The sequence below is a fragment of the Paenibacillus solanacearum genome, assembly GCF_910593845.1.
In the GTDB taxonomy this organism is placed as follows: domain Bacteria; phylum Bacillota; class Bacilli; order Paenibacillales; family NBRC-103111; genus Paenibacillus_G; species Paenibacillus_G solanacearum.
The window spans coordinates 1-26,489 of sequence record NZ_CAJVAS010000061.1 but is presented as its reverse complement, the minus strand read 5'-3'; the positions used below and the strand labels follow the sequence as shown (position 1 = coordinate 26,489).

General features: G+C 53.3%; 29 protein-coding genes. 10 read left to right on the top strand and 19 right to left on the bottom strand.

Annotated features, from left to right (window positions below):
- Positions 1–363 precede the first annotated feature (363 nt).
- On the bottom strand, positions 364–732 hold the full coding sequence (locus KXG62_RS31630; RefSeq protein ID WP_218095998.1) for a cupin domain-containing protein: 369 nt from the start codon (positions 730–732) through the stop codon (positions 364–366).
- A gap of 175 nt (positions 733–907) precedes the next feature.
- Between KXG62_RS31630 and KXG62_RS31625 the strand changes: the two genes are divergently transcribed.
- Positions 908–1,750 (top strand): AraC family transcriptional regulator, encoded by an 843-nt coding sequence (locus KXG62_RS31625; protein ID WP_218095997.1) that lies wholly within the window; start codon positions 908–910, stop codon positions 1,748–1,750.
- Positions 1,751–1,973: 223 nt separating this feature from the next.
- Complete coding sequence (locus tag KXG62_RS31620) at positions 1,974–2,183, top strand: hypothetical protein (RefSeq protein ID WP_218095996.1); 210 nt, start codon at positions 1,974–1,976, stop codon at positions 2,181–2,183.
- A 135-nt stretch (positions 2,184–2,318) separates the two neighbouring features.
- On the opposite strand, the gene KXG62_RS31615 is transcribed toward KXG62_RS31620, so the two are convergent.
- Positions 2,319–2,720, bottom strand: coding sequence for a DoxX family protein (locus KXG62_RS31615; RefSeq protein WP_218096004.1), 402 nt, complete (start codon positions 2,718–2,720; stop codon positions 2,319–2,321).
- Between the two features lie 221 nt (positions 2,721–2,941).
- The gene (locus KXG62_RS31610; RefSeq protein WP_218095995.1) at positions 2,942–3,484 is read right to left on the bottom strand and encodes a helix-turn-helix domain-containing protein; all 543 of its coding nucleotides are present in this window, start codon (positions 3,482–3,484) and stop codon (positions 2,942–2,944) included.
- Positions 3,485–3,703: 219 nt separating this feature from the next.
- On the opposite strand from KXG62_RS31610, the gene KXG62_RS31605 reads away from it, so the two are divergent.
- Together KXG62_RS31605 and KXG62_RS31600 are read left to right on the top strand one after the other, a co-directional pair.
- Positions 3,704–4,330, top strand: a complete 627-nt coding sequence (locus KXG62_RS31605) for a C40 family peptidase (protein WP_218095994.1) — start codon at positions 3,704–3,706, stop codon at positions 4,328–4,330.
- A 131-nt stretch (positions 4,331–4,461) separates the two neighbouring features.
- Positions 4,462–5,730, top strand: a complete 1,269-nt coding sequence (locus KXG62_RS31600) for a LysM peptidoglycan-binding domain-containing protein (RefSeq protein ID WP_218095993.1) — start codon at positions 4,462–4,464, stop codon at positions 5,728–5,730.
- A 69-nt stretch (positions 5,731–5,799) separates the two neighbouring features.
- Here KXG62_RS31600 and KXG62_RS31595 read toward each other — a convergent pair whose 3' ends face one another.
- From KXG62_RS31595 to KXG62_RS31565, 7 genes are all read right to left on the bottom strand, one after another.
- Positions 5,800–6,882: a glycosyltransferase family 4 protein gene (locus tag KXG62_RS31595; RefSeq protein WP_218095992.1), complete on the bottom strand. Its 1,083-nt coding sequence runs from the start codon at positions 6,880–6,882 to the stop codon at positions 5,800–5,802.
- Between the two features lie 232 nt (positions 6,883–7,114).
- Positions 7,115–7,801, bottom strand: a complete 687-nt coding sequence (locus KXG62_RS31590; RefSeq protein WP_218095991.1) for an HAD family hydrolase — start codon at positions 7,799–7,801, stop codon at positions 7,115–7,117.
- A 130-nt stretch (positions 7,802–7,931) separates the two neighbouring features.
- Positions 7,932–9,074: an ABC transporter permease gene (locus tag KXG62_RS31585; RefSeq protein ID WP_218095990.1), complete on the bottom strand. Its 1,143-nt coding sequence runs from the start codon at positions 9,072–9,074 to the stop codon at positions 7,932–7,934.
- Between the two features lie 26 nt (positions 9,075–9,100).
- Positions 9,101–10,066, bottom strand: coding sequence for an ABC transporter ATP-binding protein (locus KXG62_RS31580; RefSeq protein ID WP_246627735.1), 966 nt, complete (start codon positions 10,064–10,066; stop codon positions 9,101–9,103).
- Positions 10,067–10,092: 26 nt separating this feature from the next.
- Complete coding sequence (locus KXG62_RS31575) at positions 10,093–10,866, bottom strand: ABC-2 transporter permease (protein ID WP_218095989.1); 774 nt, start codon at positions 10,864–10,866, stop codon at positions 10,093–10,095.
- Positions 10,863–11,576, bottom strand: a complete 714-nt coding sequence (locus tag KXG62_RS31570) for an ABC transporter ATP-binding protein (RefSeq protein ID WP_218095988.1) — start codon at positions 11,574–11,576, stop codon at positions 10,863–10,865. The genes KXG62_RS31575 and KXG62_RS31570 overlap by 4 nt, the downstream gene beginning before the upstream one ends.
- The gene (locus KXG62_RS31565) at positions 11,573–11,980 is read right to left on the bottom strand and encodes a GntR family transcriptional regulator (RefSeq protein ID WP_218095987.1); all 408 of its coding nucleotides are present in this window, start codon (positions 11,978–11,980) and stop codon (positions 11,573–11,575) included. Before KXG62_RS31565 ends, KXG62_RS31570 begins: the two co-directional genes overlap by 4 nt.
- 375 nt (positions 11,981–12,355) lie before the next feature.
- Here KXG62_RS31565 and hisG point away from each other — a divergent pair, with 375 nt between their 5' ends.
- Positions 12,356–12,958, top strand: coding sequence for an ATP phosphoribosyltransferase (gene hisG / locus KXG62_RS31560; protein ID WP_218095986.1), 603 nt, complete (start codon positions 12,356–12,358; stop codon positions 12,956–12,958).
- A 65-nt stretch (positions 12,959–13,023) separates the two neighbouring features.
- On the opposite strand, the gene KXG62_RS31555 is transcribed toward hisG, so the two are convergent.
- The 3 genes from KXG62_RS31555 to KXG62_RS31545 form a co-directional block, all read right to left on the bottom strand.
- Positions 13,024–13,623 carry a GNAT family N-acetyltransferase gene (locus tag KXG62_RS31555; protein ID WP_246627734.1) on the bottom strand — a complete coding sequence of 200 codons (600 nt, stop codon included), beginning with the start codon at positions 13,621–13,623 and terminating at the stop codon, positions 13,024–13,026.
- Between the two features lie 22 nt (positions 13,624–13,645).
- Positions 13,646–14,194, bottom strand: a complete 549-nt coding sequence (gene pgsA, locus KXG62_RS31550) for a CDP-diacylglycerol--glycerol-3-phosphate 3-phosphatidyltransferase (protein WP_218095985.1) — start codon at positions 14,192–14,194, stop codon at positions 13,646–13,648.
- A gap of 212 nt (positions 14,195–14,406) precedes the next feature.
- Positions 14,407–16,200 (bottom strand): alpha-L-fucosidase, encoded by a 1,794-nt coding sequence (locus KXG62_RS31545; protein ID WP_218095984.1) that lies wholly within the window; start codon positions 16,198–16,200, stop codon positions 14,407–14,409.
- A 140-nt stretch (positions 16,201–16,340) separates the two neighbouring features.
- Between KXG62_RS31545 and KXG62_RS31540 the strand changes: the two genes are divergently transcribed.
- On the top strand, positions 16,341–17,207 hold the full coding sequence (locus tag KXG62_RS31540; protein WP_218095983.1) for an AraC family transcriptional regulator: 867 nt from the start codon (positions 16,341–16,343) through the stop codon (positions 17,205–17,207).
- A 103-nt stretch (positions 17,208–17,310) separates the two neighbouring features.
- The gene (locus tag KXG62_RS31535; protein WP_218095982.1) at positions 17,311–17,643 is read left to right on the top strand and encodes a L,D-transpeptidase; all 333 of its coding nucleotides are present in this window, start codon (positions 17,311–17,313) and stop codon (positions 17,641–17,643) included.
- 87 nt (positions 17,644–17,730) lie between these two features.
- Here KXG62_RS31535 and KXG62_RS31530 read toward each other — a convergent pair whose 3' ends face one another.
- Complete coding sequence (locus tag KXG62_RS31530; RefSeq protein ID WP_218095981.1) at positions 17,731–18,639, bottom strand: ArsR/SmtB family transcription factor; 909 nt, start codon at positions 18,637–18,639, stop codon at positions 17,731–17,733.
- 198 nt (positions 18,640–18,837) lie between these two features.
- Between KXG62_RS31530 and arfA the strand changes: the two genes are divergently transcribed.
- Both arfA and KXG62_RS31520 read left to right on the top strand, forming a co-directional pair.
- The gene (gene arfA / locus KXG62_RS31525; RefSeq protein ID WP_218096001.1) at positions 18,838–20,337 is read left to right on the top strand and encodes an arabinosylfuranosidase ArfA; all 1,500 of its coding nucleotides are present in this window, start codon (positions 18,838–18,840) and stop codon (positions 20,335–20,337) included.
- Between the two features lie 170 nt (positions 20,338–20,507).
- Positions 20,508–21,725 carry a PASTA domain-containing protein gene (locus KXG62_RS31520; protein WP_218095980.1) on the top strand — a complete coding sequence of 406 codons (1,218 nt, stop codon included), beginning with the start codon at positions 20,508–20,510 and terminating at the stop codon, positions 21,723–21,725.
- A gap of 75 nt (positions 21,726–21,800) precedes the next feature.
- Here KXG62_RS31520 and KXG62_RS31515 read toward each other — a convergent pair whose 3' ends face one another.
- The 5 genes from KXG62_RS31515 to KXG62_RS31495 all read right to left on the bottom strand — a co-directional run bounded on the left by KXG62_RS31515 (position 21,801) and on the right by KXG62_RS31495 (position 24,910).
- Positions 21,801–22,040 (bottom strand): YkuS family protein, encoded by a 240-nt coding sequence (locus tag KXG62_RS31515; RefSeq protein ID WP_218095979.1) that lies wholly within the window; start codon positions 22,038–22,040, stop codon positions 21,801–21,803.
- 74 nt (positions 22,041–22,114) lie between these two features.
- Positions 22,115–22,972: a type II pantothenate kinase gene (coaW, locus tag KXG62_RS31510; protein ID WP_246627733.1), complete on the bottom strand. Its 858-nt coding sequence runs from the start codon at positions 22,970–22,972 to the stop codon at positions 22,115–22,117.
- Between the two features lie 29 nt (positions 22,973–23,001).
- Entirely contained in the window at positions 23,002–23,295 is a 294-nt protein-coding gene (locus tag KXG62_RS31505) for a Dabb family protein (RefSeq protein WP_218095978.1), read from the bottom strand.
- 1 nt (position 23,296) lies between these two features.
- A complete protein-coding gene (locus KXG62_RS31500; protein ID WP_343223554.1) occupies positions 23,297–24,475 on the bottom strand; it encodes a metallophosphoesterase in 1,179 nt (392 codons plus the stop codon).
- A gap of 177 nt (positions 24,476–24,652) precedes the next feature.
- The gene (locus KXG62_RS31495) at positions 24,653–24,910 is read right to left on the bottom strand and encodes an HPr family phosphocarrier protein (RefSeq protein ID WP_218095977.1); all 258 of its coding nucleotides are present in this window, start codon (positions 24,908–24,910) and stop codon (positions 24,653–24,655) included.
- Positions 24,911–25,406: 496 nt separating this feature from the next.
- Between KXG62_RS31495 and KXG62_RS31490 the strand changes: the two genes are divergently transcribed.
- Positions 25,407–26,294 carry a transposase gene (locus tag KXG62_RS31490; RefSeq protein ID WP_218095976.1) on the top strand — a complete coding sequence of 296 codons (888 nt, stop codon included), beginning with the start codon at positions 25,407–25,409 and terminating at the stop codon, positions 26,292–26,294.
- Positions 26,295–26,489: the final 195 nt, after the last annotated feature.

The following is a 26,489-nucleotide window of genomic DNA, read 5'->3' as shown; positions in this document are numbered from 1 at the left end:
TCTACAAATAGCTACCTGAGTAATACATACATCCTTAATTTACCAAAAAGTCGTCTTTTCGATGGCTTGTTTGCTATGCCATTCTACGTGAGTACAATCAGTTACTATTGATTTCAGACTTATCCTCCTAATTATAAAATGATAGCGCTTTCATTATTGGCGACAAGCCAGACGCAGCGCTGCTGTTTTGGTGTCGGAAAACCATGCGCTACCGGTACGGCTTCCAACTGGCTTCGGCGCGGATGCGAGCCCGTCTTGTTCTCTTGTTCTATGGTGCCGCCGTTCGTCCGCAACGCTTCGGCTTCGCAGGGATGGTCATTACTATAGGCAGCGGCGCTGCGCAGCCGACTCGCTGGGACCACTTCATTCCGGGCTGCGCTGGTTTTTGTGGCGCTGCGGACCTGCATGGCACCATAGCGTGACGATCGGGTCCTCCTCGCTGGAGTGCAGGTGATGATCCTCGCCCGGCTCGACTACGACGATATCGCCGGTTCGGACCGGATGCATCTCGCCGTTCAGCTCCATGAAGCCTTGTCCCTGCACAATGACGAACGCTTCGCAATCGTTGTGCACATGATAATCGCGCCCGTCCGGACCGTCGTTCGAATGGCTTCGCTCTCCCCTCGCCGCGAAGGCGAGACCGCCGCTCGACAAGTAAGCGCCGGGCAGCACGCTTTGAAGCAGATGACCCTCACTCGTATCCTGCAGGTCGGTGAAACGGTATTTTTTCATGAAAAGTCCTCCTGGTTATTCGTTTCTACGATTCGATCTACCGGATGCATGTTCCCTTTGATTGTAGCATGCGGGGCTAAAAATCCTATGTCTTCAGGTATCACAAACATGGTATAATGTCATGAACATACCGTCAGTCTAACGGTAATGCCTGGAAAGGAGGCGCGCGCCCCTTATGCCTCGCAAAGGATTCCGCAACGCAGCGCACCCGCTCGGAAGTCCGATCGATCTGAATTTTTATTATTGCGGTAAAGAAGACTGCAAGCCCGGGCATGAATGGGGGCCGGGCATTCGGGATCATTACAAATTCCATTACGTGCATAGCGGCGAAGGCATCTTAAAGTCAGGTGACACCGAATACCGCCTGCAGCGAGGACAAGGCTTCTTTACGTTCCCGCATGCAATCGCTTACTACAAAGCCGACGTGAGCAACCCCTGGACCTACTCGTGGGTCGCCTTTCAGGGGCTGCAGGCCGAATCGTATTTAAAAAGAGCGCACTTGTCCGCCGCGCGGCCCGTGATGGATTTCGACGGAAATCCATGGTTCGAGACGGTATTCGATCAGCTGCTGGAAGCGCGGCAATCGGAAAAAAGCGGCGATCTGAAATACCAAAGCATCCTGTACCGCTTCCTGTCCGAAGTGATCGATACGACCTGCAAAGAAACGGAGCCCCGCGCCGACGGCAACTTCAGCGAGCTGTACGTCCGCAAGGCGATCGAGTACTTCGAGATCAATTTCAGTCATAAAGTCAGCATCGCCGAGCTGGCCGACTACATTGGCGTCGACCGCAAGTATTTGTCCGCGCTGTTCAAGAAGAAGCTGAACGTGTCGCCGCAAGCCTTTCTGCTGCAGTTCCGGATGAATAAAGCCGGAGAGCTGATGCGAAATTCGGGGCTGACAATCGCGGATATTTCCCGTTCGGTCGGCTATAACGACCCGCTGCTGTTCTCCAAAATGTTCAAAAAAATCACGGGCGTCTCGCCCAAAGCATACCGAAAACAAGCTTCCGACGCGTAGGCGCTTGACGCTTCGGAAGCGGTTGCCCCGGACAGCACCATTGAGAAGGAAGACGGCGTTCTCATCTCCTCGGATAAGGATACGCAACGTGGCGCTGCTTGAATAACCGTGGTCTCGCCGTCCAAATTGGATGGCTCCAGCGGTCCGGAAGTGGATGGTTACAGCCTGATCAGGCCCATGATATATTGGAAATGTAACGAACCTCTTGCGGAGTGTGATGATCATGTCACTATCGATTTATTATTTATTATTCGCTACGATTATGCTCATCGGCGCGGTCTGGACGATGTGGATCGGGATGTCCAAAAAAAATAAAGAAGGCAATCCCTCCTATGATCATAGAACAAAAGGAAACTGGTCGAGATTATCGTGGATTTACATTCTCGTCATCGCTGTCGGCTACGCCGCTCTCGTCATTTATATCGTGCAGTAGCGATGGTTACGCCATCGGCGGAACATTGAAAAAGCTTAGTCAAGCGTCTCGCTTGACTAAGCTTTTTTCAATTGCGCCCATCCGGCCTGGCTGCCGGGATTGGACAGGTACGCCGTACTCTGCCGGGCTGAGCAATCAGGCGGCCGTTGTACGCTTCGTCAGAAATCGGTCCAAGCCGAGCTGCGTGTAATTTTCCGCGGCGATATATAGGGACGCTAGCGCCAGCGCAAGCTCCAGCTCATAGCCCGCCCCCTTGCCGTCGCCCATCAGGCCGAGACCGAGCTTCACTTTCACAATGGCTCCGATCATGATCAGGAATAACAATCCGGCGACATATCTCGATCCGAGACCTGCGATGAGCGCAATGCCGCCGATCAGCTCAATGATCGCAACCGCGTAACCAAGCGCTCCCGGCAATCCAAGGCTTTGGAAAAAATTTGAAACGTTTCCCAGCCCCATCTGGAATTTGGCCATACCGTGCACGAGAAAAATAATACCTAACAAAACGCGGACCGCCGTATAAGACCATAATTTCATGTTCGACAACTTGTCCAGCTCCTATCACTTATTTTTATTTAGTACCTTACATGCGTAAACTATACCATCCTGGCGATTTGGATGTCAACAAATATATTTGTAATACGAATTTAATATTTATATTTAAAATATTATGTTTGCAAAAAAACTGTAAATTTCGGGCTTCTCCCCTTATTTACAGTCATATGTCTCCCGTCACGCAGTACTCCCAATCCTCAATCTTACCGCTGCTTCTTATAATTTTCGTTATAGACGATAATTAACAAAACCGCCTTTTCCTCTCCCGCATTGACGACCCAGTGCGGCACGGAAGCATGCCATGAGAATGTATCGCCTTCCTCCACCGTATACATGTCTTCCCCTTGGCCGACCTGCAGCTTGCCCTTGATCACATAATGGGTTTCCAGCCCTTCATGCGCATTCGTCTCCCTATCCGCCGGAATTCCCGGCGGGATTTCGGTGATCGACATCCGCAAACCGCCGATTTCGGCCAAATGCTCGATTTTTTGAATGCCGCGGTACATGCTGAAGGTGCGTTCCGATTGGCGAACGACGCTCATCCGCTCCTCCTGCTTCAGCAGCAGGTAGGCGATCGGAACGTTGAAATAATCGGCGATCGTCTCCAGCGTCGCTAGCGACGGCGATGTCTTGTTGTTTTCCACTTGGCTCATAAACCCTTGCGACAAGCCTGTCCCTTCACAAAGCTGTCCGAGCGTAATGCCGCGGCGCTGGCGAATCGCCCGTATGGTTGTGCCGATTTGCATGATCATGTCTCCAAACCTGTTATGTTCATGTTGTTCTTAGCCATATCTTAGCAGAACGAAGAGCGGAATCAAACGATATTTCCCAGGCAACCGCAAAAAACGATGCTATTTCGCTTTTATTGACAAGCGTTTCGCCGATTTTCCACATTTTACTTGTATTCTCTCTCTTTCATTTTTCCTTATAATAGATTTGCTGCAACTACGAATGGGAGGGAAACTATGAAGAAAGCAATTGTTTCAACCATACTTGGCTTCAGTTTGCTGTTCGGGGGCGTTGCGTCCGCGGCATCTTCCGATGTGTATATCGCTACCGATGACGATACGTTTTGGACCATTTCTCAAAAAATGAACGTGAATATAAACGAGCTGATCGCTGCCAATCCGAATGTCAGTCCGTACAACATTTACAGCGGCCTGCAGTTGAAGCTTCCCGCTGCATCCAGCGCCAAAGCGGGCTGGGAAGCGAAAGCCGACGCCATCATCGCGACAGGAATGACGCAGCTCAGCGTGCCTTACGTGTTCGGCGGCGATACGCCCGGCGAAGCCTTCGATTGCTCCGGCTTTGTCCAGTATGCGTTCAACAGCCACGGCTTCCAGCTGCTCCACTCCGCGGCGCTCCAGAGCCAGATGGGCACACCCGTCGAGAAAAGCGATCTCCGCAAAGGCGATCTGATCTTCCTCGAGGGCACGTATACAAGCGGCGTATCCCACGTTGCCATCTATCTCGGCGACAATAAAATTTTGCAAGCCGGCACCCTCGGCACCAGAGAAGTAAAAATCAGCACGTTGTTCGGCACCCCCTACTACGATTCTCATTATTGGGGCGCGCGCCGACTGATCAACTAATAGAAAAGCGAAAGCCGAAGACAACCGCTTGCATGCGGCGGGTCTTCGGCTTTTTTTGTCAAAAGCCACACCCCCTGGGCATTCGCTGAATACTGTACCTTAGACTACTTTTCGGAAAAGGGAGGTATCGTATGCTCATCCATGTTATCCAAAGCGGGGAAAACTTGTGGCTGCTGTCCCGGCATTATGGCGTCGGCGTCGATGAGATCGTTGCCGCGAACGAGCTGCCGGACGCCAATCGGCTGACCGTCGGCCAAGCGCTGGTCATTCCGCTGCCGCCCCGGCATATCGTCCGGCCCGGAGACACATTATGGCAAATTGCGCGGCTGTACGGTACGACAGTGCAGGCGCTGCTGCAAATAAACCGCATCCCGAATCCGTATATGATTCAGCCCGGCCAAACGATCCAAATTCCTCCGAAGCGCAAGCCGACCATCGATGTGAACGCGTTCAGCATCCAGTTCGACGAAGCGGGCGCCCAGGAAGTTCGCGATATCGGCCGGCATCTGACCTACTTGACGCCGTTCGGCTACCGTATTCAGCGCGACGGCAGCCTCGAAGCGATCGATGATACGCTGCTGCTCCAGGCCGCCGAACAAACGCGCGTCGTGCCGATCATGGCCATTACGAACTTTTCGTCGCAGGAACTCGGCTCGGAGGTCGCTCATACCGTGCTCGGCAGCACGGAGCTCCAGGATAAGCTGCTATCCCAAATTATCGATACGATGCGCCGCAAAAATTACCGCGGCCTGAATGTCGATTTCGAAAACGTGCGCCCGGCCGACCGCGAGTCGTACAACCAATTTCTCCGGCGAGCCGTCGAGCGGCTGCATACCGAACATTACTTCGTCTCCACGTCAGTTGCGCCGAAAACGAGCAGCGCGCAAAAAGGGCTGCTGTACGAAGCGCATGATTACGAGGCACAGGGTAGCATTGTCGACTTCATCGTGCTCATGACCTATGAATGGGGATACCGGTTCGGACCGCCCCAGGCCATCTCGCCGATCGATCAAATTCGGGCAGTGCTCGACTATGCCACGCGCGTCATTCCGCCGCAAAAATTGCTGATGGGCTTCCAGCTCTACGCCCGGGATTGGCTGCTGCCCCATGTGCAGGGGCAGGAAGCCGAGACGTTCAGCGTACAGGAGGCGTTCCGCCGCGCAACCGAGCATGGAGCCGCCATCCAATACGATACGCGGACCCAGTCTCCCTACTTCCGCTATACCGACGGGCAAGGCCGCGACCACGAAGTATGGTTTGAGGATGCCCGCAGCGCGCAGGCCAAATTCAATCTCGTCAAAGAGTATCAGCTGAAAGGGATCAGCTATTGGGTGCTCGGATATCCGTTCCCGCAAAACTGGCTGCTGCTTGAAGACAATTTCCGTGTGCGCAAACTATAGCTTTCACTTCCATGAAGCCGCGCGGCATCGCCCGTATGGCCCACAAGGCGCCTCGCTACGGCAAGGCGCCTATCTGCTTCTCCTCGCCGCCTTCCGGTATATGCCCGCCAGCTTGCTTGCCGTGCTACCCCAACTAAATTTGCGTTTGACGGTAAGCCGGCCGTTGCGTCCCAGCCTCACTCGCAGCGAGCGGTTTTTCGCGATTTTCACAATGTATTTCGCAAAAGCTTTCGATTTCGTATATTTCGACACCAAATAACCGTTGTGTCCGTGCTTGACGATCTCCTTGATGCCCCCGATCTTCGATGCGATGACCGGCAAGCCCGACGCCATCGCTTCCACATTGACGAGCCCGAACGCTTCATGCTTCTGGGAAGGACATACGAAGCAATCGGCTAGGCGGTACACCCGATGAATGCTGCCGTGCGGAATATTGCCGAGAAATTGCGCCGGCACCTTCTGCTTTCTGACCAAGCTTCGCAGCTTGCCGAGATACGCCCGTTTTCCTTTGCCGGCTACGACCAGCGTGGCGCCGCTCCCTTGCTTTCTCGCCTTGTGGACGGCCTTGATCAATACCGGCACACCCTTGCGCGGAATGACCCTGCCGACGAACAGTACGACGAAGCGTTTCGACGACTTGCCGCCGGACGGCTTGAACCGCTCCGTATCGACGCCCAGATGAACGGTGCGAATTTTGCGCCGCTGTGCGGAGAATAGTTTGCTCAGTTTACGCTGCAGTGAATTGCTGTTGGCGATAATCAGGTTCGCCTTATGCAAGCTGGCGGCGACCGATCGGGTGCGGGGCACGAAGGTCAGCGAATGCAGGAACAGGCTTACAGGCGTTCGCGGGAATGCCCGCTTGATCTGCGCCATATAAAGCGGACGATTGTCCACCTGGATCAGGTCGAAGGTCCGGCCTTTCATATAGCGGAGCACAGACGAAATGTACCGGCCAGCGCTGCCCGAGGGAACGCGGACGATCGTCAAGTTGCGTCCGACCCGGCTTGTTGTCGGCAAGCCGGCCTTCTGACGGCTCACAATCGTGACGTGATGCTGCTTCGCGAGTTTCCTGGCGATGGCCAGCATACATATTTCCACGGAGCCCGAGCCGGGAACGGGAAGCTGTTCCGGGGCCACCATTAATAGACGCATACGAGCACCTGCTTTTTTCCGGATTGTTCTTATGCACTTTATTCCGGGGAGCATCGCGCCTCAACGGTAAATGCCTATCCGGTAAAAATTCATTTTGTCCGGGCGCCGGGAACGGCGCAGCTGCGGCGGCTAACGTCAACGGAGCAACAACAAACCAAGCGCCGCTGCGCGAAAAACAAAAAGCCGAATGCAGCAAACTTGTCGTCTGCAGCATCCGGCTTCCGGCGCTTTCTCACATTGCGATCTCGTCTAATAATTGTGCGGGCTTCGCTAGTTTCGGATGACCCGTAATTTTCCCGCTAATCGAATCCGGGATAAACCAGGTCGCATGATAGGCGGTGAGGCCCGCCGCGCGCGCGCCGTCCAGCTCGTTCGATCCGCCGTCGCCGACGAACAGCGCCAGCTCGGGACGAACGCCCAGTCGGCTGCAGGCCAGCTCGTATATGCGCGCATCCGGCTTGGCGCATCCGGCCTTGTACGAGAAAAGGACAATTTCGAAATACGGCGGCAGCACGCTGGCGTCCCACGCTCTCACTTCTTCTTCGGTACAGTTGCTGATCAGTCCGAGTCGGATGCCCCGCTTCTTCAATCCGTCCAGCATCCCGGTGATGTCCGGGCTGATGTCTGCGAACGGTGCGGCCTTCTCCTCGATCCGCTCCGTGTAGAGCCGTTCGAGCGATTCCTCCGAACATTCGACGCCGCAGCATGCGGCAATATCCTGCACGACGGAAGGATAGTCGGGAAATTGTCCGGTCATCCTCGGTGTCTGCCTGAGCCCCCACTCGCGCTTGAACGTCTCGTTCGAAATGCCCAGCAGCTCCTGGTAGTTACGGCCGGCCCGGCTTGCGCGCCGAACGCCGTCTTTGTACTCGGATATTAACGTTTCGTACAGATCGAAAAACACGGCTTGCGTATGCATGATGGCGTCCCCCCCCGCGAATGCGTCTCCCGTTCTGGCTGCGGATTCTTAAGGTGCCGATTCTCCCTTTAACTATAGGGATTGCTTGCCTGATCCGTCAAGCGTATCGGAGGAGAGAGGCGGTTCCTGTCTAATTCGCCGCGGAACGCAGGAAGCTCGGGAGCCGGAACAGCGCGACGGCGAGTCCCGCCAATCCGAATGCAAGCAAGATGAGAACGGCGCCGAGGACGTTACCGATATGCGCGCCGTGGGCAATGATATCGATCAGCGAGTGCTGCGCCCAATATTGCGGCGTAAAATGCCCGATCTTCTGTACTACTGCGGGCAGCGTGTAGGATGGTGCCCACAAGCCGCCGACGAGCGCGCCGCCCATCGAGATGCACTGTGTGATGACCATCGCCGCTCCTTCCCCCGGCACAATAAACGACAAGCCGAGGCCGATCCCCGTGCCGGCGATGCTGACGCCGAGCACGATCATGGCGAGCGCCGACACGTCGCCCAAATTCAACTGGTACGCGAAGTGGCCGAACGCGAACAATATAACGCATTGCGCAATGACCGTCAGCACGAACGGCACCCACATGCCGATCAAATAATGGAGCGGCTTTATATTGGTGCTGCGAATTCTCGACAGCAGCCCCGACTTCTTCTCGTCGAAAAACCTCCGCGACATCGTGATCATGATGTAGAAAACGAACATGACCGTCATTCCGGGAACGACTTGGTCGATATAGTTGAAATGATCCGAGGCGGTGGACACGTTCTCCACCTGAATCGGGGATGCGAGCGTGGATTCGGCCTGCGTCTTGGACTGCCCGAGACCGATCAGCGCGTTTGTGAGCTTCTGTTCGCGGTATTGTCCCGAGATGCTGTTTAATATCGCATGAATCGGAGCAAGCTCAACTTGAGCCGCGGGATCCTGGTACAGCTTCACGTCGGCCTGCCTCCCCTCTTTCATGGCCGCTTCGAACCCTTTGGGGATGACCAGCATAGCGGAAAATTGCCCCTGCTTGATTTTATCGATTTGCGCATCCAGCTCCGCCGCGCCGGCCTGCTTGAGGTCCATGATTTTGCCGGTCCGGGCAAGGAACGCTTGGGATGCTGCGGTGCCGTCCTGATCGATCGCACGCAGCGTAATGGCTCCGTCAGTATGGGAGCCGCCGAAGACCGAGCTGAACATGACAATAAACAAGATCGGCATAAGCAGCAGAAAAAAGAAGCTTTTTTTATCTTTACGGATTAATTTCAATTCTTTGATGATGATTGCCCTCACGCCTATTTCCCTCCTTCACGCTTCCGTTAGTCTCGCAGAGCGGTCCCGGTGACGGTCAAAAATACGTTTTCCAGCGACGGCCGGACGACTTCCAGCTGCTTCACGTCCCATCGATGTTCCGAAGCAGCCCGAAGCAGCCGCTGCATGACCGCTCCGACGTCGGCCGTCTCCAATATCCATCCGGAGCCTTCCTTCGATACGCGCTGGACGCCCAGATCGACCGGCAGTTCTTTCATGCCGGCGACTTCCACATAAATCGCCTGACGGCCGTAGCGCTCCAGCAGCTGCCCCAGCGGGCCAATCGCCTTCACCATGCCGCGGTCCATGATCGCCACCTCGTCGCACAGCGCTTCGACCTCTTCCATGTAATGGGTCGAATATATGATCGTGACGCCCTCGTTGTTCAGCTCGCGTATCATGGCGAATATATGATTGCGCGACTGCGGATCGATGCCCACGGTCGGTTCGTCCAGAATGAGCAGCCTGGGGCGATGCAGCAGCGCGGCCGCGATATTGATTCTCCGCTTCATCCCGCCGGAGAACGTATGCACTTCGTCCCCCGCCCGGTCGGACAAGCCGGTTTGCTCCAGCACCTCGCCAATCCGCCGCTTCAGCTCGGCTCCTCTCACGCCGTACGCTTCGCCGAAAAACTGCAAGTTGTCCACGGCGCTCAGCTTTTCATACAGCGTAATGTCCTGCGGCACATAGCCGATATACCGCGCGACAGCTCCGGTATCGTTCGTCACGTCACGTCCGAGCAGCTTGACCTGCCCCCCGTCCGCTTTGACGATGCCCGTCAAAATTTTCATCGTTGTCGACTTCCCGGCGCCGTTCGGGCCTAGAAAGCCGAAAGACTGTCCGGCTCGCAGCGAGAACGTCACGTCCTGCAGCGCCATTTGTTTTCCGTACATTTTCCGCAGCCCGGATACTTCCAATACCGTCTCGTCCTTATCCGTCACTGCGAAGTCCTTCACTGCTTGCAACGGTTCCACATCAAGTCCCTCCCTCTCGTAATGATTCAGATATACAGCTTTCGCTCGAGCAAATAGGCCGCCAACCGGATGATCCCATAAGCCGCCAACCAGCTAACGATCATCCCCGCCGGCACTCCCCATGCAAAAGGAAACAGCACGGCCGCCTGATCGCCGATCAATTGCTCCGTCACATTGCGAATGGAAGGCATAACGGAGAGCGACGACCATAACAACCCGCCCCCGCCCATGAACACGATCCAAAAGACCGGAACGATATAGCGGTAAACGGTATACTGCAACTCGCCCGTCAACAGACCGAGCGCCATAATAATCGGACTGAAGCCGGTCGTCAGTACGAACCAATTCAAGCCCGACAGCATGAAGGAGGAGACATCGGCAAACGTATACGGCTCGACCATGAGCGCGATGAGAACGGTGTATATGGAGAATACGATATACACCGTGACCCATATCAGGAGCATCCGCAGCAGCCCTCCGACCCACTTCGCCCCGATCAGCCACAGGCGCGGATACGGCATCGTCAGCCACCAGCCGTACGTATCGTTATCCCATTCCCGTTTCATCAATCCGTAGCCGATGAAGAACACCATGTATGGAAAGCCGAATGTCGCAAACCATAAGCTTTCCAAGCGCAGCGCATGCTGGAAGGCATAATACGTAACGGTGCACATTGCGAAGAGCACCACAAAAGCGGGCCACAGCCATTTGGCAGCCGCGGGACGGTTTTGCTTGCGCCAGCTGCCTTTTATTTTCAGCTCATGGAGCACGAGCGCTCCAAACGTGCCGGGTGCTTTCATCGTCTCCACTCCTTTTTGTACAATGTCCGAAACACATGATGCAGCGAGCCGTATTCCGCCCGTAACGCATCGGTCTCTCCCGACCATATCGCCCGGCCGGCATCCATCATCACGGTATAGTCGAACAGCCCTTCGACCTCCTGAATGTCATGCGTGCTGATCAGCATCGTCTGCTCGCGGTCTTCCAGATGATCGATGATGCCGGAGACAATCGCTTCGCGGGAAAGAACGTCGATGCCTGCAAACGGCTCATCGAGTATAACGAGCGGCACATTCCGCGCGATGCACAAAATCAGCGTGATTCGTGCTTCCTGGCCGCGACTCATGCCGCCAACCTTCATGTCCGGATCGATATCCATCCATTCGGCGAATTTGAGCGCCTCCTCCATAATAAAGCCCGGCAAAAACGACTTGCCCCAATCGAACGCTTGCCTGACCGTTTGGTTCGGATACCAGCGGGCGCGATCCGGCATATAAGCAATATTCGCATTCGTTCTCCAGCCTGGCGGGCCGCCGAGCACTTCGATCCTGCCCTGATCCGGACGCGTCATTCCGGTGATCGTGCGAAACAATGTCGACTTGCCGCACCCGTTCGGACCGAGGATACCGACGATTCGCCCCTCAGGTATGACGAGATCAAGCCCTTCGAGCGCCTTTTTCGAGCCGTATCGCTTGGACACCTGCTCGCACACGATGATCGGCTGCGTCATGACGTCGCACCTCCCTTGTCCTCCGCCGCCTTGCGGCTTATATAGTCCTCGATGTCGTCCCAGGTAAGCCCCAAGCTTTCCATTTGCGCCAGAAACGACTCGATATATTGCGCGGCAAGCTCTGTACGGAACTTCTTCACGCGCTCAGGCGACGAAGTGACGTAGGTCCCCTGCCCGCGCCGCTTCTCCGTTAATCCGTCGCGTTCCAGCTCCTGATAAGCGCGCATGACCGTATTCGGATTCATCCGCAGCTCCTGCGCCAGCTCCCTGACCGAAGGCATTTTATCTCCCAAAGCGATTTCTCCTTTCGCGATCGAGCTTCGCACTTGATCCAAAATTTGCTCGTATAGCGGTTGGCTAAAATCGATCTGAAAACGCAGCGAGCCAACCTGCTGACTGTTCATAAGCGTACCTCCCATGCATGAACACCGTTATCCTTGATATAAGTGTATTATAACACTTAATACACCTAATGCAAGTAGAATGAATCAAAACGGGCAAAAGCCGCTTCAGACTTAAACTGCGACACCGCGTATCTGAACGTGCACCTCTCATCCGCAATCCTATGGTGCGCGGCCGGAGTACTCCACATTTGATGGATGCTGCGTCTTTCGCTGCTTAAGGTCCGGCAAGTGAAAAACGACAGCATGCGATAAACGGTTGTTGACAGCTGGCAATAGGCGGATGTATATTATTCCCATACTTTATTTTGGTAATTCGGTAATATAGTAACTCGGTAATTCAATAAAGCATTTTCTCATGAAAGGCGCGTGTTCCCCTTGTCCAATATAAAATGCGCATGGCCCAAAGGAAGCAGTAAAGAAATCATCCGATTGTTCCAAGCCGCCGGTTATTCGCTTCCCTCCGATATCGACGAATCGAGAAAATATACGATCTCGGGCCAGCATATCGATTACATCCTCGTTAAACCGCAGGACGTGCCGATCCTCGTAGAGTATGGCGCCGCAGACATCGGCATTGCCGGGAAAGACGCACTTCTCGAACAAAGGCGAGAAGTGATCGAACTGCTCGACCTGGGAACGAACCGCTCGAGACTGGCTGTTCTCGGTGCGAGCAAGAAACAGCCGTTCCATGACATCACCGTCGGCACCGGTCATCCGCAAATCGCAACAGCCTACTTTGCCGCACATAAAATTCAGGCGAATGTCATTACGTTAAGCGGTAATTTGCAAACCGCACTCTCCTCGCGGCTTGCGGACGCGGTTGTCGATAAAGTCGAGGAGGAGCATGCGGCCCAATCGTCTCCACTGCACGAAACGATTATGCATATATCGGACCGGCTGATCGTCAACCGGGTCAGTTATGCGCTCAAATACCGCCAGATCGATTCCATCTGCTCTGCACTGTCCCTTGTCCTCTAGCTTCTCGTAGCCGAGGCACGCCAAAAAAATCCGTACCCTTCGGGTACAGATTCATTACGCTTCAGCTAAAATCCCTTGAAAACCGTACGTTTGATATACTCCCATTCCGAGGCGACGATGCTGTAGTACACATCGTCCCTGCTCTCGCCCGCGCTGTTGATATAATTGTTCCTGAACACGCCTTCTTTTGTCGCCCCAAGCTTGGCGATTGCGCGCTGGGACTGTACATTATCAATGTCGGCGCTCATCTGGACTCTTTGGAATCCCATCACCTCGAACGCATATTTCAGAAGCTCGTATTTACATGCCTTGTTCAAGCCTTTGCCGCGATACGCTTTCCCGTACCAGGTCCATCCGATTTCCAGCCGCTTATTAGGAAAAACGATGTTTCCAAACCTTGTCGCGCCCGCTACTTCATTCGTTGTTTTGTCAATCACAATGAACGGATAAGCGTTTCGTTTTTCCCGCTCGCCAACCGTTCTTTGAATGTATGCGTTGAGATCGGACTCGGACCGGCAGTTTACGGAGAATCGGGACAATTCGCTGTCGCCGTAAATAATGCGGCTCAATCCTTCCTCGAATTGTTCGGAAAAAGGAAGTAAGATAATCCTGTCATTTTCCAGACGGATATGCCGTTCAAAAAAGCTTTCCGCATCGTTCACCATGATCACTCCGATCGATGTTTGTTTAAGCGTGCAATCCAAGCAGCTTATAGTTGGTTCTCATGTAGTTATAGCCCGAATACAACGTCAGGACAACGGCGGCGAACATCAGGATCAGACCCGGCCATTGTTCGAACCCGGCAAACGCGTCCTCCAGAAGCATAACCGCGATTGCGGCGACCTGCATGACCAGTTTCAGCTTGCCGTAACGGTCCGCAGCGAGCACGATGTTCCGCATCGCCCCCATAATCCGTATCGCGGTAATTAGCAGTTCACGGCCGATGATGACGACCGCGATCCATGACGGCAGCTTATGCGCTTCGACAAGCATAACGAGCGCGGCGCATATGAGCAGCTTGTCCGCCAGCGGGTCCAGCAGTTTGCCCAGATTCGTCACCTGGTTGTACTTTCGCGCGATATATCCGTCCAGCTTATCCGTTGCCGCTGCCAATACGAACAGAGCCGCTGCGATGTAGATGCTATACGGCAGCCAAGACAAGAGAGGAGACATCGCCAGCAAAAATAGAGGGATCAGACAAATTCTCAACACGGTAATCGTATTGGCCGTATTCAAACAAAAACCTCCCGCTCCCTATTCATTTCTTTACATTCGCATCGCTTGTGCCGCCTCTTCCTGTCCGCGAAGTGGCCGACACGTCCATCGTACCATATTTTGGATACTGGGCAATACCTAACTTCCCATCGGGCGAACAAAAAAACGAGAACCCGCTGAAATCCAGCGAATCCTCGGCTCAAAGTCTTTTTATCAATGGCTCCGCTTTGCCGTTACGGCTCGATCGGGTGCAGCTGCACTTCCTTCAAATTCATTAATACCTCGCCGGTGATCGTTTCCGCACGAACCGTCAGTCCGTAATTCCCCGGTTCGTCGATCCGGACCGTCCCGAGCGGCTGCGCGAAGAACGCGTACCCGTCGCCCTTCGGGGTTACGACGCCGCTGAGCAGTTGCCCGTTCGTTTCCACCGCGAACGTGCCTCCCGCCTTGCCTTCCTGCGCCCCGTAGACGGCCGTAACGGCATACGTGCCTGCCGAAGCCGCGCGGTAATTCCAGCGGATATGGTCGGCGGCTTCGGACCAACCGGTGGCGACGTCACGGTCTTTCTTGCCGGTGTCGTAGCGCAGCCTTTTCCCTTCGATGTCCCCATCGAACGCGCCAAATCGGTTGACGTAGTCTTTAGCCATCAGCCGTTTCACGGGATTGGCATCGATAGCACCCTCCACCTCGACAACAATGACCGTGGCGTCAGGATCGAGCGCTGCAGCATGCACGTGCAGACGAATGTCTTCCTTACCCGCCCGCTCCCACTTTAGCGGCCTCTGCTCCGGATCCGCAAGCAAGTATGCGCGAATCAGCCCGTTGCGCAGACCCGGGACGATCAGTTCCCCGCTTGCAGGCCACTCAAATACGTGCAAGTACAGCTTTTGACCTTTCACGGTGCAGCGTCCCCACTGCGGCTTACCGATCGGGCTGCCTGTCGTGCCGTAAACGCTTTCGCCGTTTTGCTTCATCCAGCGGCCGACGCCTTGAAGGATTTCCACCGATTTTTCATCAAATTCGCCTTCCGGCGTCGGGCCGACGTTCAGCAAATAGTTGCCGTTCAAGCTGAACACGTCGATCATGTTGTGCAATATGCCTTTGACCGATTTCCAGTTGTGATCCGTTTTCTTATAGCCCCACGAATGGTTCATCGTATGAATCGATTCCCAGTCCTTGCGGTTAATCCGAATATGCAGCTGATTATCGCCGGAATTGCCGTAGTCGCCGAAGCCGTCTCTTCTCACCCGGCGGTTGACGAGGCAGTCCGGCTGCAGGCTGCGTACAAAGTCGACGAACCGCTGGCCCTGCTCATCCGTCACCTTATGGCCGCAGTCGAACCAGATCAGCCCGACGTCGCCGTATTGGGTGAGCAGCTCCTGAAGCTGCGGGAACGCCTTCTCGTTCAAGTATCTCTCATATCGGGTTCGCTTGTCTTCATCGTCGATCCACGACTCGAGATCGTCCCAAGCGCCGATATTGTTCGGATAGTCGTGAGTATTTCCTTGCGAATCCGGATGATGCCAATCCATCGAATGTGAATAGTAGAAACAGAGCTTCACACCGTGGTTGCGACAAGCTTCCGCCAAATCCTTCATCGGATCACGGCCATACGGCGTGCGTTCGACGATATTAAAGTCGCTGACGGCGGAGTCGTACAGAGCGAACCCGTCGTGATGCTTTGCCGTAATGACGAGGTATTTCATCCCCGCTTCCTTGGCCATCGAGACCCAGGCGTCCGCATCGAACCGCGTCGGGTTGAACGACTCGGCGACCGTCTCGTATTCTTTTACCGGAATTTGGCCGCGGAGCATGATGTGCTCTCCGTAGGCCCCCGGTACTTCCTTCCCCTTCCAAACGCCGCCAAGCAGCGAGTACAGTCCCCAATGGATGAACATTCCGAACCTAGCGTCCCTCCACCAAACGAGCCGCCGGTCTTGAACCTCTTCCGAAAGCTCCGGCTTTACAGCCTGCTGCACAAGCGCCTCGGCTTCCGCATTGTCCATATACATATCCCGTTTTGTCATGGCGTCCCCCTGCACATCGATTCCTGATCATTTCCCCTTCATTCTACATGCGGTATGATATAATCGAAATGGGCGCGGCTAACACGTTTTTGTACAGAACTAACCTTCGTCGTTGCAGACATCATAAGGGGGAAATGCATATGGAAACGCAAAACGATACGTTGATCAGCCAGTTTTTGGCCGATTTGAAGCCCGAGCTGGTCATCGCGATGTTAAGCAAATGCAAGCCGAATTGGGCGAAACCTATGTTCACGCCGACATATAGCAAAATCTATTACATCGAGAGCGGCGAAGGCAGGCTGACCGTCGGCGGACAGGAGCTGTTTCCACAGCCCGGGCAGATGGTGTTTGCTCCCGCGGGATTGCCCCAAAGCTTCTCCGCCACGCATCCGGAACGGACGTATCAGAAGTACTGGTGCCATTTCAACTCCAACATAAGCTTCATGAATTTGTTCACGCTCTGCAAGCTTCCGTATGGTCTAACGATGGACGACCCTTCCGGCGTCATCGCCGCATTCGAACGGCTCGTTACCGCTTCCAAATCGCAGCATGGTCCGGCCAAATCGATTCGCATCCAGGCGGCGCTGCTGGATTTGATCTCCTGTTATATGGAACAGGCAGTGCTGGAGACGCCGAAAGCATCCTCCACCTTAACGAGCAGCAAGCTGAGCGCCGTGCTTCAATACATCGATATAAATTTGATCAAGGACATGAGCATTGCCGAGCTGGCGGAACAAGTGCATCATCATCCGAACTATTTTATCCGTTTCTTCAAAAATCACCTGGGCGTTACCCCGATGACGTATATTTACGAGCGGAGAATGGAAAAAGCGAAGCAGCTCATTATGTCTTCGGACATGCCGATTGGAGAAGTCGCGCGGGCGACCGGCTTTCACGACATTTTCCATTTCTCCAAGACGTTCAAAAAACGGCTCGGCGTTGCCCCGACCGAATTCCGCAGCTTGTACAGCGAGCTTCATTTCCCCAAGGAACAGCACCTCAACTGATGCGCCTGCACCTCCCGGCAGACCGGCGAATACATTGCAAGTAGACTCCGTTTCGCGCTGCTCGCGAAGATGGGGTCTACTATCGTCTCGGGAGATGAATTTTATGTACCGTATCATCGTCGATTTATCGGACCGGAAGCTGCATTTGCTTCAGAACGATACCGTGGTGGACTCGTTCCCCGTAGGGATTGGCCGCGTCGCGCTGCAAACCCCTCACGGAGAGTTTACCATCATCAACAAACAGCCGAACCCCGGCGGCCCGTTCGGGGCATTCTGGATGGGATTGTCCAAACCGCATTATGGCATTCACGGCACGAACGATCCTTCCTCCATCGGCCACATGGTTTCACACGGCTGCATCCGTATGTATAATGCTGATGTGCTGCGTCTGTCGAAGCTCGTTCCGATCGGGACGCGGGTAACGATTCGTTCCTGACGATGCACACCGGTGCTGGATACGCCGCCGTCCTTTCCCTACACTCCCCGCAGCAGCAAGCTGATCAGCCAATGCACTCTCTTGCCATTAAGTTCCTTGTTCGTAATATACGCGAAACATAATATCCTGGCTGTAGTTACCGAAGCCGGCTCCAAATAGCGTCAGACCGCCTACATGCGCCGCCTCCTCCGGCACCTCCATTCTGAGCACCCAATGATTGCGGTCGAGCGCGATGTCCCCGACGCGAACGCCGGACATGTTTTGCCCGTCGATAAAGGTGCCGTTGCCGCGAATGCGCACCCGCTTCAGCAGCCCGTATTGATTGACGTCCCACCACTCAGGCGTATAACGGCCCCGGCTGCTGCCGTAATCTCCCGGACTTGTCCACATGCCCAGACAAGTGCCGTTCAAATGGAAGAAAATATCCGAAGGCCAATTTTCGTTAAATCCCGGCGCCTCGGAGCCGATTTCCAGCGAAATCTCGATTTCGCTCGGCCGCTGTCCGGGCAGCAAGTAGTTCGGGATTTTGTACTCCACATATCCCCGGCCGAACCACAAAATTTCCGCGTGCATCCGCTCCGGCTCCATAAAGTAGCGCGGATCGTCGAATTGTCCGATCACCTTCTCCCGCGTCGCCAGTCCGCAAGTCGGATAAATTTCATATGCCGTATAATGACCGACCGGGATCGAAGTTTCATGAAATGTCCTTTGCTCCGGCACCGCTGATGGCATGGCGATTTCAACGCCTTCTACCGCAAGCGAGCATAGTTTATGTGTGCCGCCGTTTTTACGGATCATGCGCGCCTGAAGCAGTCCGCCCTGCTCCAGCTTACGGATATGCATGGTCATAATGGCGCTGCTGAGTCCGAGCGCCTGCGCCAGCTCTTTGACGCTTTTCGGTTCCTCGGCGACCAGTTCCAGAATTTGCAGACGGACTTCGCTGGCCAGCGCTTCATACAGCGGCAAAAAACGGCGGTCCGTGTTGGCTTTGATCATCAGATGCGCACACCCTTTAGTTGATTCTCACTTAATTAATATATATATAAATTCATTAAAAGCAATAGCGAATCATAAAAAAGCGATTGCAAAATATCATGCTCCCATGTTAAATAGGAATTGGTTAATGTTTTTACACCATAATTAATATTTATATTAATCTAATGGGAGATGATGGTTGTGGTTGCTTCGGCAAAAATGATCGTAGACAAAGATTTTATTATCGGCGAAGTCGATAAACGCATTTACGGTTCTTTTATCGAACATCTGGGCCGCGCTGTTTATGGGGGCATTTACGAGCCGGATCATCCGCTGGCAGATGAACAGGGATTCCGCACCGATGTGCTCGAACTGGTTCGTTCGCTGCAAACGCCCATTATCCGCTATCCTGGCGGCAACTTCGTGTCCGGCTACGATTGGAAAGACGGAATCGGCACCAAGGAATCGCGGAAGAAGCGGCTGGAGCTGGCATGGCGCACCATTGAGCCGAATCAGGTCGGGCTCAACGAGTTTGCCGACTGGTGCAATAAAGCCGGCGCGGACGTTATGTGGGCGGTCAACCTCGGCACACAAGGCCCGGATGATGCGCGGAGCATTGTCGAATACAGCAATCATCCCGGCGGAACGTACTGGAGCGATCTCCGCGCGCAGCACGGCTACCAGCAGCCCCATGCGATCAAAACGTGGTGCCTGGGCAACGAAATGGACGGCCCTTGGCAGATTGGACATAAAACCGCGGAGGAATATGGGCGCATCGCCTGCGAGACGGCAAAGGTCATGAAATGGGTAGACCCGTCGATCGAATTGGTCGTTTGCGGCAGCTCCAGCCGCGGAATGGCCACCTTCCCCGAGTGGGAAGCAACCGTGCTTGAGCATACATATCCGCATGTCGACTATATTTCTTTGCATACGTATTACGGCAATAAGCAGAACGATACTGCTGCATTCCTGGCCCGCTCGCTGCAGATGGATGATTTCATCCGATCCGTTATCGCCACCTGCGATTATATGAAAGCAAAGAAGCGCAGCAAAAAGACGATGATGCTCTCCTTCGACGAATGGAACGTGTGGTATCACTCGAATGAAGCAGACAGCCAAATAGAGCCTTGGCAAGTAGCGCCGCCGCAGCTTGAAGACGTGTATAATCATGAAGACGCGCTGCTCGTCGGGTGCATGCTGATCAGTCTGCTCAAGCATGCGGACCGCGTGAAGATGGCCTGCATGGCCCAGCTCGTCAATGTGATCGCTCCGATTATGACGCAGAACGGGGGCAAGGCGTGGAAGCAGACGATCTTCTATCCGTTCCAGCACGTCTCCGTTTTTGGCCGCGGCCAAGCCCTCGTGCCGCTCATTCAGTCGCCGAAATACGATACCAAGGAAATAACCGATGTGCCGTATTTGGAAGCGATCGCCGTTCATAACGAGGCGGATGCTGAGTTGACCGTATTTGCGGTCAACCGCGATACGGACAACGCGCTCCCGCTTCAAGTGGATTTGCGCAGCTTCGGAATGTGCCGCGTGATCGAACATATCGTGCTGGAGCATAGCGATCTGAAAGCAACGAATACAGCCGATGCACCCGATCGGGTCAAGCCGCATCGCGGTGGAAACGCGGCAATTGCGGATCGCGTCGTAAGCGCAACGCTGCCCAAAGCGTCCTGGAACGTCATTCGGCTGAAACTGGAGTCGTCCCACTAAGCGGTTATTATCCCTTGTTTTCCTGAAACCTGATGCGTACTTCCTTCGCGTCAGGTTTCTTGATTATTTTTTTATGCGATGTACACAAAAAGGAATTTCCATTCGAATAGTATAATACGCTATAATTATGCCATGACGGACACCTGGAGAGTTATTAAGGAGGGGTTCCAATGGAAACGATCCGGCAGAGGTACTTACCCGAGCAGTGCATACAACAGCAGCCGCTCGGAAAGCTATACAAAGGAAAAGATTTATTTTTTAACCGGGACGTCATGTGCTTTGTGCTTGAGCCAACCAACGAGACGATTATCGGCGAATACGTACAAAGTATCCGTAAAGTTTCCCAATTTTCCGACGAGCGGTTCATGCACGTTCTTGATATTGACGTCAATACCGACCGAATCATGGCGATCTTAAAACCGGGAGCCGGTCGGCTTATTATAGATGAACTGGAAATCCATCCTTTCGGCGAGATGGAAATAATCAAGCTCGTTATGGACCTGGGATACGGCATGCATGAAGCGAAAAAAGAAGGCATAACCGGCTATTCCGTTCGAGCCGATAATTTATGCTTCAGCAGCGAGCAGGGATTGTCCGTTATCAATTATTGGGAGCAAGGAGACATGTCCTGGAGCGGAGCGCTGGGGCTTTGCCGATTGCTCTACCAGTTCGTCATGCGTTCCTGCGAAGCGCCCGACGCGCCCGACGTTTTATGCGCAGAGCTTCAGGAAGCGCTGGTCACGCTGGACGCGGAACAGTCGGCTGACTTGGCGGGAAGACTTCGGCGCGTGCTCGCCGGAGAAGCGACGCTTCCCCATTTGCTTTCGGGGTTGGATAAAATCGTCTCCAAGCATGAAGGGCGAAAAATACTTCAACGGTCCGTGACTACCATCCCGATTGACAAGAGCAGCGCTGCCAAAGCCGCGCGTCCTGCACCTGCACCCGCCGCCAAAACGGCCGCCAAAAACAGATTCAGATGGAATCGCAAGTGGGTTATCGGATGCAGCGCCTTGTTGGTGCTGCTGGCTGGAGAAGCGCTGTTTATTACGCTGATGAAAAAGCCGGAGCCGCCGCCTCTGGCGGAAACCGCCGACATATCGAAGCAGGAAACGGCCCCTGTCACTTCGCAAGCCGGACCGAAGCTGACGGAATCGGCTGCCGCTGCGGCAAAAGCCGCAGAAAGTGAAGAATCGACGAGCACTCCGATGCTAACCGGATTTTCCCAGGAAGTAGCGGAGAAACAAGCGCTGGCGAATGGCCTGCGTTACCAATATTTTATCGAGCCGCACGAGCAGATGAAAGGAACGGTATTCAAGCAGGACCCTGCCCCGAACGTAACCGTCCCTAAAGGCACGCAAATTACGTTCTGGGTCAGCAAAGGAAAATAAAGTGAAGCAAATGAAAATGAGCACTTTCTCCCGCCGCATAGCAGTGGATGAGAGTGCTCATTGTTCATGTTTCGATTATTGCAAACGTTGATTGACTTGCTGCACGATCTCATCCGCCGTCATGCCCTGCGCGTTAATAACGGATGCTTTCGTTGCTGTCTCTGCGATTCCCATCACATTTTTGTCTTGTCCGGAAATGACGCAGCAGTCGCAGCTTTGAAGATTGCCGGAATCGACCGAAATGACTTCGTGTCCGCTTTGCTGCAGCGCGTTCTTCACATCCTGCAGACTGTTTTCCACTGCAATTTTAGCCATCGTTCTTCCCTCCTTTTCCAAAAGATAGTGTGCTTTGAAGCACGCTATTTTATGCAAAAAGGAAGAACGATCCCTTATGATTCCCGATATACCGAGCGCAGAGCGCCGATCGCCCCGCTGAATTCGCCGTTGGCAAGAACGATGGGCTGAGCCCCGCGAAGCACGGTGTAACGCAGCACGATCTCTCGCAGCAGATCATTGTCTACGAAAGAGGAGCCGATATAGACGACGGTTGCAACGCCGCATTTGCCGGCCGCAAGCACGCTCATGGTCGTCACCGTTTCCCCGACAAGCCCTACGACGCATGCCAGTTTATCCGCATCCCGCGAAGAGTCCGAGCCTTGCAGTACGCGGCCGAAATTGCTCGCCGTCAACTCGCCGGGAATCGGAGGCTCCGCCCCCTCATAAATATGGCTTACTTTCAAGTCGATGTTCGCGCGGTCGCCTTCCCGCGATAACGACATAATTTGCCGATAATCGGAATGGCCCGTAAGAAGATAAGATAACCCCATCAACGTACCACCGCCGACGCCCGTCCCGCCGACCCGACTGTGCTCTTCGCCTTGCACGAAATGGATCGATGTGCCGGTCCCCACATTGGTCAACACGTAAGACGATTCGTTCGTTCCCTGCTCCTTGAGCAAATACGCGGCGCCGGAACAGGTCGCCTCGAACTCGACCATTTCCTGCATCTCGCGGCCGAGGTACGATTGAAGCAGCTTGCTCTTCCCCCCGGTGACACATAACTGCGCCCCGGAAAATTGCTCCGTAATCCACGCCGCCGCAGCCGACATATGCGCAGATGGAATTTTATGAAAAGTCAGGATGCCTTTATGATAAAAGGCAAATTTAACGAGGGTCCCCCCTGCGTCAATGCCCAGATAAGATGAATAAACCAGCTTGGAGTTCCCCTTTCTCTGCTTGTCCCGCAATCGCCTGACGGAACAATTGCTGCAACGGATTAGTGCGTATAATCCAATACGATGACATCTGCAAAATGTTCTCGAATCTTCCCGATCGTCGTCTGGTGCTGCCCGCTTGGCAAATACGCGTCGAGTGCCTCTCGATCCCGGAAGGCGATTCGCATACCTACTTCGAACCCGTTGCTTTTTCCTTCTTCGGAATGATTCACGCCCGCCGAAAATTCAACAATACCTTCAATGGAAGCGAGCGTGTATAGCGTTTCAACAATTTCTGCCCGTTGATCGCTTGTCGTCGTTTCCTTTAATTTGAATAATACGAGATGCTCTACCATGCTACCTTGCCCCTTTCGTTGATGAAGGATGAAAATGAACGATGAGCTCGATAATTTCCGAGCGGCTGCCGATTCGAATTGGCGGTCCCCACGTACCGAACCCGGAGGATACGATCGCATGAAGTCCTCCTTTTTGAAGATAGCCCCAGTCCAATTCGAATAATCGTCCGGTAATCCAATGATTCGGTGCCATTTGGCCTCGGTGCGTATGCCCTGAAAGCATAACATCAATGCCGGTCGCTGCCGCCTGGTCCAGATGATACGGCTGATGGTCCATCATGATCAGCGGCAGCGACCGGTCTATCCCTTCCAGAAGCTTCTCAAGTTCCATTCGGCTCCCTTGTCCAAACCGTTCCACCGCACGATCCTTCCGTCCGATAACATAGAAGCTGTCGTCGATCTTCACATGGCGGTCCATCAACAGCTCAACGCCGGCAGCACGCATCTGTTGCTCGAAGGCCTCGATGTGTCCGCCAATATACTCATGATTGCCGAGAACGGCGTATTTGCCCAACGGCGCTTGCAGCTTTTGCATGACTTCTCCCATTCGCTTCCGAACGAAAGGCTCGATGTCATCATCGATGACATCTCCGGGAAGCAGGATCAAATCCGGCTTCAATCCGTTCATCCGATCCACGAGCACTTCCAGATAGGCATTGCCGACAATGGTGCCAAGATGAAGATCGGAAGCCACCGCAATCGTGAGCCGCTCTCGGGCGCCGGCTTGCTTCGGGATGGTCACTTCATATCTGCGAATAATAGGATTCCATGCATTCCATGAACCCCTCAACAGCAGAACGGTCAATACGAGGATAACCAGAACGCCAAGCGCAATAACGACCCTATCGTAGCTCGTCGTATGGGCAACGTTCAGCAGCAAGCCGCCGATGAGATCCGCAATAGGCAGCAGCAGTAAGGCATACAGCAGCACCGCAAACCAATACGAGCCGACAACCTTCAGCGCATGATATAAAAACCTCGGCAATACGCGCGACAACAAGCGCGCTGCGAGATATGAATAGGCGACAACCCAATACATAACCCAGTATAACACGCTCGACTCCAAATGAAAGACCGTAGATAAAAAGATCCAGATGTGCCAGCCGATATAATATTGGATCAACGTCAGCACAATCAATAGACAAGTCAGAACAACCCCCAAACGCCAGCGAATCCGCATACAGCCCTCCCCCTTCTTTCTTAAAAGTGTCCAGCTTATTGTAGCAGACACGCGAATACGAACACAAAAAAACAAAGCACCAGCCAACCGCCGCGCTTTGTCAGTTAATGTAGTTTTTAACCAGCACCTCTGCTGCAACCCACAGACCTGTCCAATGCTCCCAGACCAAGACAGACCTTATGCTTTAATTTCGAGCATGCTGCTCATTGCTTCGATCGCTTCCTCCTCGTCTCCGCCTTTCGTCTGAATCGTCACCCTCGTGCCCGGATGCATCGGAAGCATCATCATTCCCAGTATACTCTTGGCGTCAAGCTGTATGTTTTCTTTCTCAAACTTGATCTTTATATCCGAACGGAACTGGCTTGCCCTTTGTGCAATCAATTGCAAATACTGCGGCTGCATTTCCTTGGAGATCGTAATTTCATGCACTCTCATGTTCACTCACCTGACCCGATGGAATAGTTTTATCTATATATTAAATTATAGGGTAAGCGCTTGCAACACATTTTTATTACCGTTCCGTCTATCCTCTTACTCACGAATGCTTTTCAACCGCCCCTACTCCATACGGAACATTTACTCAAGCAGTGCAGCGTTCACTTCTTCCCGCATGTTCTCATGAAACGCCGTTCTCCATTAAACATTTGTACAATGGTCTATGAACCTGTCTCTCCCACACGCTTTATGTGCACTATCCCTTTGACTCAGAAACGTTGTTATCACGTGGATTCTATTATTATTTTAGCGAAATACCTTGAACCGAGAGCGAAAATGATATTGAACAACTTGCAATTTAGGCTGCCTTTAAAATTCTCTCGAAAATATACCTTTACGAGTTATTTCTTTTATAAAATTATTGATATAAGAACATATGTTTGATATGATATAAACAAGAACATTAGTTCTTATTGTTTGGCAAAGGAGAATTGCTATGAGTGAGGAACTTGCTGAAATCGTAGCCTCTTTTCAAATACAGTTCGGGAACGATGAAGCTTGCGTCCCTTATTTATTTCAAATCAAATGGCCTGATGGTTACTCTTGTCCGCGATGCGGCCATCGCCATGCCTATACAATTAACACTCGCCGTCTGCCTCTTTATGAGTGCCGCGGTTGCCGCCACCAATCGTCTTTGATCGCAGGAACCGTAATGGAAGGCAGCCGCACGGAGCTTTACAAATGGTTTACCGCCATTCATCTTATTTCGCGTACGGAAATTGGAACTTCAGCAGTACAACTAAGCCATGCAATCAATGTAACGTATAAAACAGCATGGCTCATGCTTCACAAGATCCGTCATGCCATGAGCCTAGCGGACCATGCAATGCTTCTTTCCGGGATCGTTCAGGTTAATGCAGCAGTTTACGGAGCCCCTCACAATTCAACGACACAGTTCCACCATCAAGAGCATCCTGTTCTGGTTGGCGCAGCAATCGATGATCAAGGGCAACCCACCCACTTCAAAATAAAAGTTGTACCGCGCACGCATTTAAAAGAACGCATGATTTCCACCTCTGGATGTAAAGTATTTGCAGATCAGTACGTTGCGCGGCACGCCCGTACCGTCGAGATTGTAACGGGTCGATTTTCTCGCAATCGGTCCAAAGCACTCCTTGCTCTTGCCACCGATGCGAACGAATGGATCAACACGACGTTTCATGGTGTAGGCCGTAAACATTTGCAAGCTTACATGGACGAGTTTGCCTATCGCCGGAATTTGTCGCTTTACGACAAATCCATATTCCCTCAGTTGCTGCAACATTGCATAAACAGCTCTTCGGTAACATACTCCAAGTTGTCAAGCCTCGTCCCAGCAACTTGAGTAAGCCTCAATTTATGGTGCTACAAGATGTCAAGACAGTTATTTTGATATAATTAAGGTGTGAATGAGTTCACAATGTTAATTGGTAAGCCTGTAAATCTTGATTCAGATCCAATCCTCGACTGGAAAAAATAAGAGGATAATCCCAGCGTCTCCGTACAGGAAGCTGTGGGCGTAGCCCAAGCGAAGGCGCGG